The organism is Thioalkalivibrio sp. ALJ4 (assembly GCF_000377225.1).
In the GTDB taxonomy this organism is placed as follows: domain Bacteria; phylum Pseudomonadota; class Gammaproteobacteria; order Ectothiorhodospirales; family Ectothiorhodospiraceae; genus Thioalkalivibrio.
The window spans coordinates 1,218,873-1,232,312 of record NZ_KB897917.1; the positions used below are offsets into that span (position 1 = coordinate 1,218,873).

The 13,440-nt window shown below is 65.1% G+C and carries 12 protein-coding genes; 4 read left to right on the plus strand and 8 right to left on the minus strand.

Translation table 11 applies throughout. The features are described from left to right. Positions 1 to 69 precede the first annotated feature (69 nt). The 6 genes from acs to C936_RS0105885 form a co-directional block, all read right to left on the minus strand. A complete protein-coding gene (acs, locus tag C936_RS0105860; RefSeq protein ID WP_018649309.1) occupies positions 70 to 2,028 on the minus strand; it encodes an acetate--CoA ligase in 1,959 nt (652 codons plus the stop codon). 91 nt (positions 2,029 to 2,119) lie between these two features. After that, on the minus strand, positions 2,120 to 2,710 hold the full coding sequence (locus C936_RS0105865; protein ID WP_018649310.1) for an exonuclease domain-containing protein: 591 nt from the start codon (positions 2,708 to 2,710) through the stop codon (positions 2,120 to 2,122). 190 nt (positions 2,711 to 2,900) lie between these two features. After that, complete coding sequence (locus C936_RS0105870) at positions 2,901 to 4,748, minus strand: putative nucleotidyltransferase substrate binding domain-containing protein (protein WP_018649311.1); 1,848 nt, start codon at positions 4,746 to 4,748, stop codon at positions 2,901 to 2,903. Between the two features lie 234 nt (positions 4,749 to 4,982). Continuing rightward, positions 4,983 to 6,761 carry a sodium:solute symporter family protein gene (locus C936_RS0105875; RefSeq protein WP_018138480.1) on the minus strand — a complete coding sequence of 593 codons (1,779 nt, stop codon included), beginning with the start codon at positions 6,759 to 6,761 and terminating at the stop codon, positions 4,983 to 4,985. A 7-nt stretch (positions 6,762 to 6,768) separates the two neighbouring features. Continuing rightward, positions 6,769 to 7,032 (minus strand): DUF4212 domain-containing protein, encoded by a 264-nt coding sequence (locus C936_RS0105880; RefSeq protein ID WP_018138481.1) that lies wholly within the window; start codon positions 7,030 to 7,032, stop codon positions 6,769 to 6,771. A 55-nt stretch (positions 7,033 to 7,087) separates the two neighbouring features. Then, on the minus strand, positions 7,088 to 8,965 hold the full coding sequence (locus tag C936_RS0105885) for a DUF294 nucleotidyltransferase-like domain-containing protein (RefSeq protein WP_018138482.1): 1,878 nt from the start codon (positions 8,963 to 8,965) through the stop codon (positions 7,088 to 7,090). Between the two features lie 190 nt (positions 8,966 to 9,155). Between C936_RS0105885 and C936_RS0105890 the strand changes: the two genes are divergently transcribed. Further along, positions 9,156 to 9,908 carry a Crp/Fnr family transcriptional regulator gene (locus C936_RS0105890; protein ID WP_018138483.1) on the plus strand — a complete coding sequence of 251 codons (753 nt, stop codon included), beginning with the start codon at positions 9,156 to 9,158 and terminating at the stop codon, positions 9,906 to 9,908. A 62-nt stretch (positions 9,909 to 9,970) separates the two neighbouring features. Here C936_RS0105890 and C936_RS14550 read toward each other — a convergent pair whose 3' ends face one another. Continuing rightward, the gene (locus C936_RS14550; protein WP_012983227.1) at positions 9,971 to 10,135 is read right to left on the minus strand and encodes a DUF1328 domain-containing protein; all 165 of its coding nucleotides are present in this window, start codon (positions 10,133 to 10,135) and stop codon (positions 9,971 to 9,973) included. Between the two features lie 205 nt (positions 10,136 to 10,340). Here C936_RS14550 and C936_RS0105900 point away from each other — a divergent pair, with 205 nt between their 5' ends. From C936_RS0105900 to C936_RS0105910, 3 genes are all read left to right on the plus strand, one after another. Continuing rightward, a complete protein-coding gene (locus C936_RS0105900) occupies positions 10,341 to 10,556 on the plus strand; it encodes a CsbD family protein (RefSeq protein ID WP_018138484.1) in 216 nt (71 codons plus the stop codon). A gap of 25 nt (positions 10,557 to 10,581) precedes the next feature. Then, positions 10,582 to 10,845 (plus strand): hypothetical protein, encoded by a 264-nt coding sequence (locus C936_RS0105905; RefSeq protein ID WP_018138485.1) that lies wholly within the window; start codon positions 10,582 to 10,584, stop codon positions 10,843 to 10,845. A 296-nt stretch (positions 10,846 to 11,141) separates the two neighbouring features. Beyond that, a complete protein-coding gene (locus tag C936_RS0105910; RefSeq protein ID WP_018862919.1) occupies positions 11,142 to 11,774 on the plus strand; it encodes a porin family protein in 633 nt (210 codons plus the stop codon). Between the two features lie 153 nt (positions 11,775 to 11,927). Here the strand turns inward: C936_RS0105910 and gorA are convergent, their stop codons facing one another. After that, positions 11,928 to 13,328 (minus strand): glutathione-disulfide reductase, encoded by a 1,401-nt coding sequence (gorA, locus tag C936_RS0105915; protein ID WP_018649313.1) that lies wholly within the window; start codon positions 13,326 to 13,328, stop codon positions 11,928 to 11,930. Between the last annotated feature and the right edge of the window lie 112 nt (positions 13,329 to 13,440).

The window sequence follows — 13,440 nt, forward strand, 5'->3', positions numbered from 1 at the left end:
TCGGCCAGAGGGCCGGCCTCCTACAGGAAGATCAAAGCAGGGCCGGGGCGGTGGGCCCCGGCCCGTGACTCAGGCCTTGCCCTGGAGCTGCGGGATCACGGCCTCGTTTTCGAGGGTGGAGGTATCCGAGGTGATCTCTTCGCCCTTGGCGATGGAGCGCAGCAGGCGGCGCATGATCTTGCCGGAGCGGGTCTTCGGCAGGCCGTCGGCAAAGCGGATGTCGTCCGGCTTGGCGATCGGCCCGATCTGGTCGGCCACCCAGTCGCGCAGTTCCTTGACCAGCTTTTCCGCGCTGTCGCCCGTGGGACGGTCGCCGTGCATGATCACGAAGGCCACGATGGACTCGCCCTTCACGTCGTGCGGACGTCCGACCACGGCGGCCTCGGCCACGGCCTTGTGCGCGACCAGTGCGGATTCGACCTCCATGGTTCCGAGGCGATGTCCGGAGACGTTCAGCACGTCGTCGATGCGGCCCATGATCCAGAAGTTGCCTTCGGAATCGCGGCGGGCGGAGTCGCCGGCCAGGTAGTACTTGCCGCCAAATTTGGGCCAGTAGGTGTCCTTGTAGCGCTGATCGTCGCCCCAAACGGTGCGCAGCATCGAGGGCCACGGCTTCTTGATCACGAGGTAGCCACCCTGGTCGGCCGGCAGGCTGTTGCCATTCTCGTCGACGACATCGGCGTCGACGCCGGGCAGGGCCTGGGTGCAGGATCCGGGCACCAGGGTGGTGGAGCCGGGGATCGGCGCGATCATGTTGGCGCCGGTCTCGGTCTGCCACCAGGTGTCGACCACCGGGCAGCGTTCGCCGCCGATCACGCGGTAGTACCACATCCAGGCCTCCGGGTTGATCGGCTCGCCGACCGTACCCAGCAGACGCAGCTTCGAAAGGTCGTGCTGGGCAGGGAAATCGTCGCCGGCCTTCATCAGCGCGCGGATCGCCGTTGGGGCGGTGTAGAACACGGTCACGCCGTGGTCCTGGCACATCTTCCACCAGCGCCCGGCGTCGGGCACGGTCGGCACGCCCTCGTAGACGACCTGCGTCGCGCCGACCGCCAGCGGGCCGTAGGCGACGTAGGTATGGCCGGTGATCCAGCCGACATCGGCGGTGCACCAGTAGACGTCGTCGCCCTGCAGGTCGAACACCCACTGGTTGGTGATGATCGCGCCCAGCAGGTAGCCGGCACTGGAGTGCTGGATGCCCTTCGGCTTGCCGGTGGAGCCGGAGGTATAGAGCAGGAACAGGGGGTGCTCGGACTCGACCCACTCCGGCTCGCAGTCCACCGACTCGCCGTCCACGGCGTCGTCCCACCAGACGTCGCGCTCGTCCTGCATGGTCACGTCGTTGCCGGCCCGCTTGCAGACGATGACCTTCTCGACGTCGGCCGGATTGGAGTCCAGCGCCTTGTCGACGTTGGCCTTGAGTGCCACGGTCTTGCCACCGCGCACGCCACCATCCGCCGTGATGACCAGCTTTGCGCCGGAGTCGACGATGCGGTCACGCAGGGCATCGGCGGAGAAGCCCCCGAAGACCACCGAGTGGATCGCGCCGATGCGGGCGCAGGCCTGCATGGCGATCACGGCCTCGGCGTTCATCGGCATGTAGATGATCACCCGGTCGCCCTTTTCCACATCCATGGTCTTGAGCGCGTTGGCGAGCTTCCCGACCTCGTTGTAGAGGTCGCGGTAGGTCAGGTTGCGGGTCTCGCCGTTCTCCGCCTCGAAGATGATTGCGGTCTTGTCGCCGCGGACCTCCAGATGGCGGTCGATGCAGTTGTAGGACACGTTCATGCGCCCGTCGGCGAACCAGCGGTAGTGGGGGGCGTTCGAGCTGTCCAGGCCTTCGGTGAACTCGGTCTGCCAGTCGATCTTCTCGCGCGCGAGGTCGCACCAGAAGCCCTCGTAGTCGGCATCGGCCTTCTTGTACAGGGCCTCGAGATCCTCGGGCTTCAGACGGGCGTTCTTCGTGAACTCCGCCGGCGGCGCGAAGTGACGGGTCTCGTGCAGCGTGGACTCGATGGTGTCGCTCATCAGGGCCTCCGTGATTCAGTTCGGGAATCGTGATCAATTCGTGGCATTTTGGGGGCTGAGGATAGCATGCCGACCGCCGGGATCCGTGCTTTCAGAACCAGCCGGGACGGAACAGTACGCGCGCCAGCGGGACCTGCGCGTCCGGGGAAAGCTGGCTGACCAGGGCGGCGAACAGCTCGCCCGCGGCCAGCGCGTCGAACAGTGCATCGTGCGCACGGTACTGCGGCAGATTGTAGCGTGTGCGCAGGGTGTGCAGGCGCATGCCATCTGCCGGGATGGGGCGTCCTGCACGGCGCAGCTGGCGCTCGGCCAGGCGCAGGGTGTCTACCACCGGGAGCGGGGGACGCACGCCGTACAGACGTTGGCACGCCTCCTCCAGAAAGCCGAGCTCCAGTGCGGCGTGATGGGCGACCAGGATGCGTCCCTGCAGCGCCTCGAACAACGCGTCCAGGGCGTTGTCGACGGTGCCCCCTCCGGCGGCCTCGCGGTCGGTGATGCGGTGGATGACCGCGCTTTGTTCCGGCACCGGGCAATCCGCGCGCACTAGCCGCTGATCGGCGGTCGCCAGGTCGATCCGTACACCGTCTATCGCGACCCAGCCGATGCTCAGGATCGCATCGTGCTCCGGGTCGAGCCCCGTGGTTTCGAGATCCACCGCGAGAAAGCGACAGCCCGCCACCACGTGCCGGGCGGAGGGCAGGGGTGACTCCAGGCAGGCCCGCAGGGCCCCTGCCGGGGCGTGTCGCGCTGCTCGCTGGCGGTCCCGGCAAAAACGCCAGTGCCCGATGGGGCGCATCCATGGGGTGTCCTCCGGCCGTGGGCAGGGCATCAGGGGGCCTCAAGCCGGGGAGGAATTCGACACACAGGGCAAGTCACCCGTGTACCCGCTCGGCCTGAGCCAGGGCGGCCTTCTGCGCATGGGCCACCAGACGAAATGCGTTTTTCAGGTGGCTGCGCTCCAGCCCGGACAGCTCGTTCGGGGGCAGGGCGTTGTCGGGGGCGGACCCGCGCCGGATCTGCTCGGCCTGCAGGCGCGCGCGCAGCGTGGCGATGAACTGCCAGGCGTCGATCAGGTCGGCGCCTGTGCCCTCCGACAAAACACCCGCGTGGCGAGCGGCCCGCAGTCGCTCGACCGTGCCACGGGCGTCCGACCCGGCGCGCAGGGCAAACACCCGGGCCAGAGCGACGATCGGCATCAGGCCGCGCATCTTCAGGTCCAGGGTGTCGGCGTGTTCGCCCCCGCGCTCGAGTACGAACTGGCGAAAGAATCCGAGCGGCGGGCGCAGCTCCCGTGCCTGGTCGGCGAGCGTGCTCAATACCGCTTCGCTGCGATAGCCCTGTTCCAGGACCGCGTGGCGCATGGGCTCGAACAGGCGGGTCGGGCCATGGATCACGCGCAGATCGAGGTAATGGGTGGCGAGCATCGCATCGCGCGGTGAGGGGTGGCTCAACACCCGTCGAATCTCGCGCTCCCAGTCGCTGGTCGAACGGCGCCAGTGGGGCTGGCTTGGGTCGACATCGCCCGGACAACGGCGGATGCCGCAGGCTGCCAGGCCTTCGCCGACCTCGTTGGCCAGGCGCTGGAACCAGGCGTCGGCATCGGGGGGTGCCGCATCGTCGCAAACCAGCGCCGTGTCCTGATCGGTATGCACCGTCTGTTCGTGCCGCCCCTGACTGCCGCTGGCCAGCCAGGCGTAGGCGGTTGGCGCGGGGCCGAGCTTCTCTTCCGCCTGTTCGATCAGGCACTGCGTGAGGGTGTCGATCACCGTGGTGATGGTCTGGCCGATCTGGGTCGCATCGGCCCCGGCCTCGACCAGTTGCACCTGAAGGCTGGGCAGGGCGCGCATCACGTCACGCAGGCCGTCGAGGCCGTCGGCGCGGCGCAGATCGCGTACCAGGTAGACCGCGCTGGTGCCCTGATGTCGGATCAGGTCGGTGCTGGAGAGGATCCCGACCAGCGGGCCGTTCTCGCCATCGGTGACCGGCAGGTGGTGGATGTCCCGCCGCGCCATGCGCAGGAGAGCATCGAAGGCCGGGGTGTCGCGGCTGACCGAGGCGACCGGCCGGGCCATGCATTCGGCCACGCGGCATCCGGGATCGGTGCCGGCGGCCAGGGCATGGCGCAGGTCGGTGTCGGTCAGGATGCCCACGGGGATGTCTTCCATTCCGGGCTCGTGCAGCAGCAGGGCGGAGATGTCCGCCTCGGTCATGCGCTGGGCCGCCTCGCGCAGGGTGAGGCTGGTGGGCGACATGATGGGTCGTGGCGTCATCAGGGCACGCACGGGGGTGGTCAGCAGGCTGCGCTCGCCCGCCGGCGAGGTCGCGGCTGGCGCCCGCAGGCGGTCGGTGCCGAGATCGACAAACTCGCGGAAGGCCTCGTCCCGGCCGGCGAGATCGCGGGCACGACCGGCCTCGAGCTGGTAGATCAGGGCATCCTCGGTGATGCGGCCGTGCAGGTGGTCGGTGTGGGCGGTGTTGAGCAGGTCGCCCTCGCCCAGACGGTCCTGGAGCTGGTCCTGGGCGTCGTACAGTTCGGCGGCCCCGGTGCGCACGATCCACAGCTCGCCGGAGGGCGCATCTTCGGGCGGGAACGGGCTGTCTTCGCGCAGGTAGCGCAGCGTCAGGCGCCGAACGAGGCTGGTACGGGTTTCGGACGGCAGTCGTGCGAGCTCCGGGCAGCGTTCGAGGAACTCGCGAATCTCTTCCAGTTCACCGTTCATGTGCGTACCAGGCAACCTTCGTTCGCGGCGTGGGTGGTGGGGTCAGAGCAATTCTCCAGTGCCTCTGCCGGGTACTGGAGAATTGTCCCGAAGGAAAAAAGGCCGACCCGGCATGCGCCGGGCCGACCCCCGGGGGAACCGGATCCCCCTTTCTTGCATGGACGTTCGTCATGCATTTCCATTCATGGTGGGCCGAGAGGCCCGGTCATGCCGCCGGCATGACCGGGCACGACATCAGCTCGGGTTGTCGGTGCGCGGGACACGCACGCTTTCCACCAGCTCCTGGATATGCTGCGGCGGCTCCTTGGTCAGCTTCATCACGATGTAGGCCGCGACGAAGTTGAACACCGCACCAATGGCGCCGAAGCCGGTCGGGTTCACGCCGAACAGCCAGTACTCCTCGGTATCCGGGAGCATGGCGGTGCCGGAGAAGAAGAACCACCCCTTGTAGGTAAAGATGTACAGCAGGGTGGTCACCAGACCGACCAGCATGCCGGCGATCGCGCCTTCCTTGTTCATCTTCTTCATGAAGATGCCCATCATCAGGGTCGGGAACAGCGAGGCCGCGGCCAGACCGAAGGCTAGTGCTACCACCTCGGCCGCAAAGCCCGGTGGATTCAACCCCAGATATCCGGCGAACAAGATTGCGCCTGCCATGGCGATACGTCCCGCCATCAGCTCGTTTTTCTCGCTGATTCGAGGCATGAATACGCCCTTCAGCAAGTCATGCGAGATGGCCGACGAGATGGCCAGCAACAGCCCGGCCGCGGTCGACAGGGCCGCCGCGATACCACCGGCCGCCACCAGCGCGATCACCCAGCCCGGAAGACCGGCGATCTCGGGGTTGGCCAGCACCATGATGTCGCGGTCGAGGGTCACGATCTCGGAGCCTTCCCAGCCGTATTCCTCTTCCGCCATCGCGGCGAACTCTTCGTTGTCCTCGTTGTAGTACTGGATGCGGCCGTCTTCGTTCTTGTCCTCGAACGCGAGCAGACCGGTCTGTTCCCAGCGCTCCATCCAGGCCGGCTTGTCCTCGTAGGCCAGGTGGCCTTCTTCGGTGCCGATCTCGCCCGGATGCACGGTGTTGACGAGGTTCCAGATCGCCATCGCACCGACCGCCGGGGCGGTGGTGTAGAGGATGCCGATGAAGACCAGCGCCCAGCCGGCGGACTTACGCGCATCGCGCACACGCGGCACCGTAAAGAACCGGATGATCACGTGCGGCAGACCGGCGGTACCGATCATCAGCGCCATCGTCAGCAGGAACATGTTGAGCATGCTCATGCCGCCCTCGGTGGCCGAGTACATGGTGAAGCCAAGATCCACCATCGTCTGGTCCAGGGCCTCCAGCAGGTAGGTGTCCTGACCCTGCAGGGTGGAACCCAGGCCGATCTGCGGGAACACCTGGCCGGTGAGCGTCAGCGAGATGAATACCGCGGGCACCGTGTAGGCGAAGATCATGATCACGTACTGTGCGATCTGGGTGTAGGTAATCCCCTTCATCCCGCCGAGCACCGCGTAGATGAACACCACCGCCATGCCCGATACCAGGCCAATGGCCAGCGGCACTTCAAGGATGTTGGAGAACGCGATCCCCACACCACGCATCTGCCCGATCACGTAGGTGATGGACATCGCGAGCAGCGAGATGACTGCCACCACACGCGCGACCTTCGAGTAGAACCGGTCACCGATGAATTCCGGCACCGTGAACTTGCCGAACTTGCGCAGGTACGGGGCCAGCAGCAGGGCCATCAGCACGTAGCCGCCGGTCCAGCCCATCAGGTAGGCGCCCCCGGTAAAGCCGAGGAACGCGATCAGGCCGGCCATGGAGATGAACGACGCGGCGGACATCCAGTCCGCAGCGGTGGCCATCCCGTTGGCGATGGGATTGACACCGCGGCCGGCGACATAGAACTCGCTGGTCGAACCGGCGCGCGCCCAGATGGCGATGCCGATGTACAGGGCGAAGGTCGCCCCGACCACGAGCAGGCTTAGAGTCTGTTGATCCATGACAGGCTTACTCCTCGTGGACGTTGTACTTGCGATCCAGGACGTTCATGCGCCAGGCATAAACGAAGATCAGGATGATGAAGGTGTAGATCGCGCCCTGCTGGGCGAACCAGAAGCCCAGCGGATACCCGCCGATCGAGAACGCGTTCAGCGGTGCGGCCAGAATGATCCCCAGCCCGAAGGACACGAGAAACCAGACGGCAAGGCAGATTGCCAACAGGCGCAGATGCTCGCGCCAGTAGGCCTGCCGGCTCAGGTCTTCTTGTGACATGACGTAGCTCCTCTCATAGGTTTTATTGTTCGCTGTGACTCGTCTATGCGATTCGTCACAGCTGGTACTGCACTTCAAGCTGGCCTTGCAGCTTGCGGGCCTGCCGGAAGGATTCCTTGAGGATGCGTCCCTCAAGGGTGCCCAGTTCCTCCGGCCGGATTCGGTTGTCGTCGTCGCGTCCTTCTCGCAGCGCCTTTTGCTGGGCCCGCAGGCGCAGCATCTGCAGATAGCGCAGGGCGGCGTGATAGTCGCGCGCGTCGGATTCGCGCATCACCTCCGCGGTGACGGCCTGGTCGAGACGCTCGTGGGTGCGGGTGGCCGGCAGTTCGGCGGCCAGCGCGATCACGCGTGCCGCATCCACGAACGGGGTCAGCCCCTGCTTCTTGATGTCGATGCCGTCCGCACCGCTCTTGATCTCGCCGAACAGCCCCAGCGGCGGGCGAAAGGCCTGCTGGTTGGCCGCCATCTGGCGGCGAAAGCGGCTGTTGTAGGCGGTCTTTTGCAGCAGCTGGGTGCGCAGGGCCTCTACCGGGCCGTGGTCGCCATCCACCGCGCGCAGGTCGAAGAAGATGGTGCTCTTGAGCAGGTGATCGGGCGTGCCCTGCTCGATCCAGCGGGTAAAGCGCCGATCCCACTCCGGGCCGCTCAGGCAGCACTCCGGATTGCCCGCCATGATGTTGCCGGGGCACAGCATGAAGCCGCACTCGGCGAGTGCCTCGTTCACGGCCCGGGCGTAGGGCAGCAGGCGCTCGCGGACCGCATCCGCATCGCCGGCCTCGGCATCGAACAGGATGCCGTTGTCCTGGTCGGTGACCAGGGCCTGTTCCTCGCGCGCCTGGGAGCCGAAGGCCAGCCAGGTGAAATCGATCCCTTCGATCGCCTCGTATTGGGGGCGCAGCAGGGCCAGCACGCGGCGCGTGGCGTGCTCGTTCAGGCGCGTGATCAGGCGCAGCACCTGATCCGCCTCGGCCCCCTGGCCGACGACCGCCTCGATCAGGCGCGGGACCTGGCGCAGCCGTTCGGCAATGGCCGCCACGCTGTCGGCGCGGCGAATCTCGCGCACCAGGCCGTCCAGGGTCAGGGGCTGACTGGTGAGCAGGTCGCGTTCGCCGAGCACGCCGACCAGGCGGCCGTCACGTACCACGCACAGATGCGTCATCCCGTGTTCCGTCATCGCCTCGATGCCCTCGAAGCCCGGCGCGCTTTCCTCCAGGGCGACCGGTTCGGGCGTCATCACCGCGTCCAGCGGGGTGTCGAGGTCGACATCCTTCAGGGCGACCCGTGCCAGCAGGTCCCGCAGGGTGAAGATGCCCACCGGTCGTTGTTCGGCGTCCACCGCGACCACGGAGCCCACGCGCTCGTCGCGCATGGTGGTCAGCACCTCGCGCAGGTGTGTGTCGGGACGGCAGGTCACCGGGACGCGGGCAATGCGCAGCGCGAGCGGGGTATTCAATTGCCCGGCTGCGCCGCCGTCACGGCTGGACAGGGTGTCGAGGCCCTGTTGCAGGCGGTCCAGCAGGTTGGCCAGCCGTCGCGTGCAGAAGTCATTGAAGACGCGGGAGCGCGTGCGCAGCCGGTCGAAGTCCTCCAGGTCCAGCTCCAGGCATACCGTGTCCTCGGCCGCTCGGTGTACCGTATGAACGGCCCGGCGACCGAGCAGGGCGCCGATCGGAAAACACTCGCCGGGGATCAGTTCCCACGCCTTGCCCGAGAGTTGCTCGTCTTCGCTGGGGGTCTCGCCACGGATGCGCCCCTGGCGGATGATGTGAAAGCGGCGCGCCGGTCCGGCATCGGGATCTGTGATGCGGGCCCCGCGCGCGTAGAAGCGACTCTCCAGACGCGGTACGAGGAACTCCAGCGCGTCGGGTTCGAGCTGATCGAACGGGGCGTGGGCGCTGAGGAACTCGCGGGTGCTGTCGAGCGCGTCGGTCATGGCGGTGGCGCATTCCCCTGGGTGAACGGGATCACAGAATGGCCTTCAGCCTGCAAAAAGCACGCCATAAGTGGACAGTATTGGGAATCAGTCGTTTGGATGTACGACTTTCTTGCGGGTGTTACGCAAGGTAACGCTGGTGTTTCGATGCGTGACATGAACGCTTTTTGCGAAGACAAAGGAGCCCGCGATGCCTGTATCGCAAGGTTGCATCCTCGAGCAGATTGACCAGTTTGCAGACCTCGTGCCCGAGGAGAAGGCCCTGTTGTTGCAACTGGAGAAGGACCCGAAGCGTTACGCCGCCCAGACCTGCCTGTGTGCGGCTGGCGAGGAGGCCGAGCGTTTCTACACGTTGCGTTCTGGTTGGGCCTGTGCGGTACGCGACTTGGCCGATGGGCGGCGTCAGGTCCTGGACATCTTCCTGCCGGGGCAAATCCTGGGCTTGCGCGAGATGGGGTTCAACGAGGCGCGCTCGGACTTCGTCGCGCTGACGGACATCGAGGCCTGCCCGTTTCCCCGCCGTCAGTTGACCGAGGTGTTCGAGCAGGCCCCGCGTCTGGCTTCACTGTTCTTTCTGATCCTGGCGCGCGAACAGTCGATGCTGGTGGAGCGCATCATCAACATCGGCCGCCGGCCCGCGGCCGAGCGCCTCGCGCATTTTCTCCTCGAGATGAAAGTGCGCCTGCAGCGTCCGTCCGAGGAGGTACGGCTCCCGATGAATCAGAGCGTGCTCGGGGATGCGCTGGGCATGTCCGCGGTGCATGTGAGTCGATCGTTCAGCCAGCTGCGCAAGCGGGACCTCATTAGCACGGAAGACGGAGCCATCCGAATCAAGGATATGGACGGACTGGTACGCTTCTCCGGATTCAACCAGGCCTATCTGGACTGCGAAGCCAACTGGGTTAAAAGCGCAAGCCTCGGTTGCGCGGAGGAAGCCTCATAAAGCAATCGCCCGGCTCAAGGCCGGGCGATTGCAGTGCCAGAAAGACGTCTATAGCGGGGCGCCTATAGCGGGGGGCGTCGTCCCGTGATGAAGAAGATGACCGCCAGGATCAGGCCCACCACGAAAAGAATCCATGCAATATTGGTCGCTGCGCCCGCGATCCCGCTCAGGCCCAGCACGCCGGCTACGATTCCGACGATCAAGAACATCAGTGCCCATCCCAGCATCGTCCACTCCTTTTTTGGCTGTAATCGCGCCTGAAGTGTAGGGCATGGTCCGCGCTTTTGCGCGGTCCAGCGCCCGCAGGGTGTCTCGGTTCTCATTTTTTCCGTTTCCGGCGAGCTTTTTGCTTCAGGTTAATGCCATCGTTATCCGGTCTGTTCAGGCTTTACCGCCCGCGTGATGCAGACGCATTCAACAAAGGGAAACTGTATGAACAAAGATCAGATGCTGGGGCGCAGCGAACGATTCAAGGCGCGGCTGAAACAGGAATGGGGCCGCCTGACCGATGACGAGGTGGTTGAGGCCGAGGGCAATATGGACGAGCTGGCCGCGCGGGTTCGCGAGAAATACGGTGATAGCCAGGAAAAGATTGCCGCTAAGATCAACGAACTGATGGACGAGGTGCGTAATGAAGAAGACTCCTGAGACCCCGGCTGTTCGTTGGGTGGCGATGGGACTGGCTGCGGCAGGCCTGCTGTTTTTGTCGGCCTGTTCCGATTCGGATACGGCGGATGATGCCGGTGAAACGTTCGAAGAAACGGTAGAAGACGCCGTGGATGCCGTTGAAGAATCGGGCGATGAGGCACGCGGCTGGATCGAAGATCAGCGTGAGGGCGAAGACGAAATCCAGCGTGAGGAAGAAGAAAACGAGGAGCAATACGAAGACGAGTACTATGACGAGCACCGGGACGGAAACCCTATTCGTTTCGATTAGTCCGTAGTCGTTTGAACCAGAAGGCTGGGGCGCGGGTGGCCACGAGCGGGTGGTCATCCGCGCCCCAGCCTTTTTGTTTTTATGGGTCGTTTTAGATTGATCCCTGACTTTCGCCTTAACCTGAGTCAAAGTGGGTGTGCGCTTTGTCAATGATTGATGACCGGGGCATGTAGATATCGGTGTAATTATGAATCGGTTCAACCATTGCGCCTTCCATGTGGCCTGGATTGAATCAAGAATCATCTCCGTTCCTTTGCCGTCCTCAAGCACGATTAGCAAATGAGAAGGAGATGAAGATGAAACGTTATCTGGCTGCCGGGGTTGCAGTATCGGCGCTCGTCCTGTTTGGTTCCCAGAGTGCGCTTGCACAGCAGGACCGTGACCGTACGACGCAGGAGCGCGACCGCACCACAGGCCTGTATATGGGTCTGGGTACGGGGTTCAGTTCATTGAAGAATGACAGCGACGAGGTCGCGGATTTTATTGGGTCCGGGACGTCGGACTACAGCATCGACGATGACGACAATGTCTGGCGCGGCTTTGTCGGTTACAACTTCAATCGCTATCTCGCGGTCGAGGGCTTCTATACCGATCTGGGCGAGGTGCACCTGCGGGGCGACCAGGAAGGTGCCCATTCGAGCGTCCGCTCGACGGCCTACGGTGCCAGTGTGCTCGGGAAGTTGCCGATTGGCCCCTATGTAGAGGCCTTCGCGAAGGTCGGCGCGGCCAAGTGGGATGCGGACGTGCGCGGCAACCTGGGAGACGAGGGCCGTACGCTGCGCAGTCAGGATGGTTTCGATCCGGTCTATGGTGTCGGCATGCAGGTCAATCTGAACGCGTTCATGATTCGCGCGGAATACGAGCGCTATGACTTCGACAGCGACTACAAGATGGACGCCTTTACCGCGTCGCTGGGCTGGCGCTTCTAGGGGAGTGAAGGACGCTATACAAGCCTGACGGGTATCGGCGAGCAAGCCGATCCGGCTTGCCGGGTCGTTTCGCCATGGCCCTGGGCAACACAGGCACGCCGCCCCGGCGCTTTGCACAGGGGCGGCGTTTTGCCGTTTGCGACCAGCTGCCTGTCAAGCGGCCTTGGCCTTGGCCAGGCCCTGCTGGCGACCCGGACGGGCCTCCTTGAGGGTCACCAGTTCCTCGGCGCTGGTGGGGTGCAGCGGAATGGTCAGGTCCAGGTCGCGTTTGGTGGCGCCCATGCGCACGGCCACGGCAAAGCCCTGCAGCATCTCGTCTACATGGGCACCGATCATGTGGATGCCGACGACTTTTTCATTCTCTTCGGCGCAGACCAGCTTCATCGCGACGGGCGGCACCTCGCCCTTGGCGAAGGCGCGGTCCAGGCCGCCGAACTGGGTCTCGTAGATGCGCACTGAATCACCGAAGCGCTCCACGGCCTGCGGCTCGGTCAGCCCGACCATGCCGGCGGTCGGGTGGGTAAAGGTGACCGTCGGGATCTGGTCGTAGTCCACGGGCACAGGGTTCGTCTCCGGGGCATACCAGTGATCTGCCAGTCGGCGACCGGCCGCGATGGCAACCGGGGTCAGCGGACCCTTGCCTATGATGTCGCCCAGGGCATAGATGCCGTCGACGCTGGTCGCCTGCCACTCATCCACCGGGACGGTGCCATTGCGGGCCAGTTTGACACCGGCGTCTTCCAGCCCCATGTCAGCGGTGGCCGGCTTGCGGCCAACGGCCCATAGCACTTTCTCGTACGGGCCCAGTTCCTGGCCGCCCTCGAGCTGGACGGTCACGGCGCCGGGCTTGCCGCCCAGGCCGGCGACCTTCACGCCCAGGTGGCGGTCGATGCCCTGGTACTCCATGTGTTGATCAAGCGCCTGCGAGACCATCGGGTCGAACATCTCCAGCACGCGGTCCTCCATCGCAACCACGTTGGTCTTCACGCCCATGGAGCGCAGCATGCCGGCCATCTCCAGGCCGATGTAACCGGCGCCGATCACGGCGATGGATTCCGGCAGTTCGGTCCACTCGAAGAAGTCGTCGGAGGTCGCGCCCAGTTCGGCCCCTTCCAGCGGCGGCACGATCGGGGCACCGCCCATCGCCAGCACGATCCGCTCGGCGATGTATTCGGTGCCGCTGTCGCTGATCACCTTGTTCCTGTCGGTCAGGCGAGCGCGTTCCGGGATGTGGGTCACGCCCAGCTTCTCCAGGTGCCCGGCCCAGAACTGGTTCAGGCCTTTCAGCATGGCCTGGCGCTGGTTCGCCAGATCGGTGTAGCGGATGCCCTTGATCTCGACATCGACACCGAACTCGTGCGCCTGACGGGCCTGCGCAGCATGCTCGGCGGCATACCAGGTGAGCTTTTTCGGCACGCAGCCTTCGTTCACACAGGTACCGCCGAGCGGTTTCGGGTCGAACACGGCGACGCGCGCGCCGTGCGGGGCGGCGCGTTCCGCCACGGCCAAGCCGCCGCTGCCGCCGCCAATCACGATGATGTCGTAGTGTTCCATGTCGGTTCCTCGAAGGGTTCGGTGAAAATGGTACATAACGACCGCGTTTCGCGCGGGCGTCAGGGTCTGCCATCCGTGTCCGGACGTCCGTCTGTGCGGGCATCCGGACACG

What these genes read in the sequence shown, in the direction of transcription:
- acs (WP_018649309.1), bottom strand. Translation starts at nt 2,028, where the DNA reads ATGAGCGACACCATCGAGTCCACGCTGCACGAGACCCGTCACTTCGCG.
- C936_RS0105870 (WP_018649311.1), bottom strand. Translation starts at nt 4,748, where the DNA reads ATGAACGGTGAACTGGAAGAGATTCGCGAGTTCCTCGAACGCTGCCCG.
- C936_RS0105875 (WP_018138480.1), bottom strand. Translation starts at nt 6,761, where the DNA reads ATGGATCAACAGACTCTAAGCCTGCTCGTGGTCGGGGCGACCTTCGCC.
- C936_RS0105880 (WP_018138481.1), bottom strand. Translation starts at nt 7,032, where the DNA reads ATGTCACAAGAAGACCTGAGCCGGCAGGCCTACTGGCGCGAGCATCTG.
- C936_RS0105885 (WP_018138482.1), bottom strand. Translation starts at nt 8,965, where the DNA reads ATGACCGACGCGCTCGACAGCACCCGCGAGTTCCTCAGCGCCCACGCC.
- C936_RS0105890 (WP_018138483.1), top strand. Translation starts at nt 9,156, where the DNA reads ATGCCTGTATCGCAAGGTTGCATCCTCGAGCAGATTGACCAGTTTGCA.
- C936_RS14550 (WP_012983227.1), bottom strand. Translation starts at nt 10,135, where the DNA reads ATGCTGGGATGGGCACTGATGTTCTTGATCGTCGGAATCGTAGCCGGC.
- C936_RS0105900 (WP_018138484.1), top strand. Translation starts at nt 10,341, where the DNA reads ATGAACAAAGATCAGATGCTGGGGCGCAGCGAACGATTCAAGGCGCGG.
- C936_RS0105905 (WP_018138485.1), top strand. Translation starts at nt 10,582, where the DNA reads ATGGGACTGGCTGCGGCAGGCCTGCTGTTTTTGTCGGCCTGTTCCGAT.
- C936_RS0105910 (WP_018862919.1), top strand. Translation starts at nt 11,142, where the DNA reads ATGAAACGTTATCTGGCTGCCGGGGTTGCAGTATCGGCGCTCGTCCTG.
- gorA (WP_018649313.1), bottom strand. Translation starts at nt 13,328, where the DNA reads ATGGAACACTACGACATCATCGTGATTGGCGGCGGCAGCGGCGGCTTG.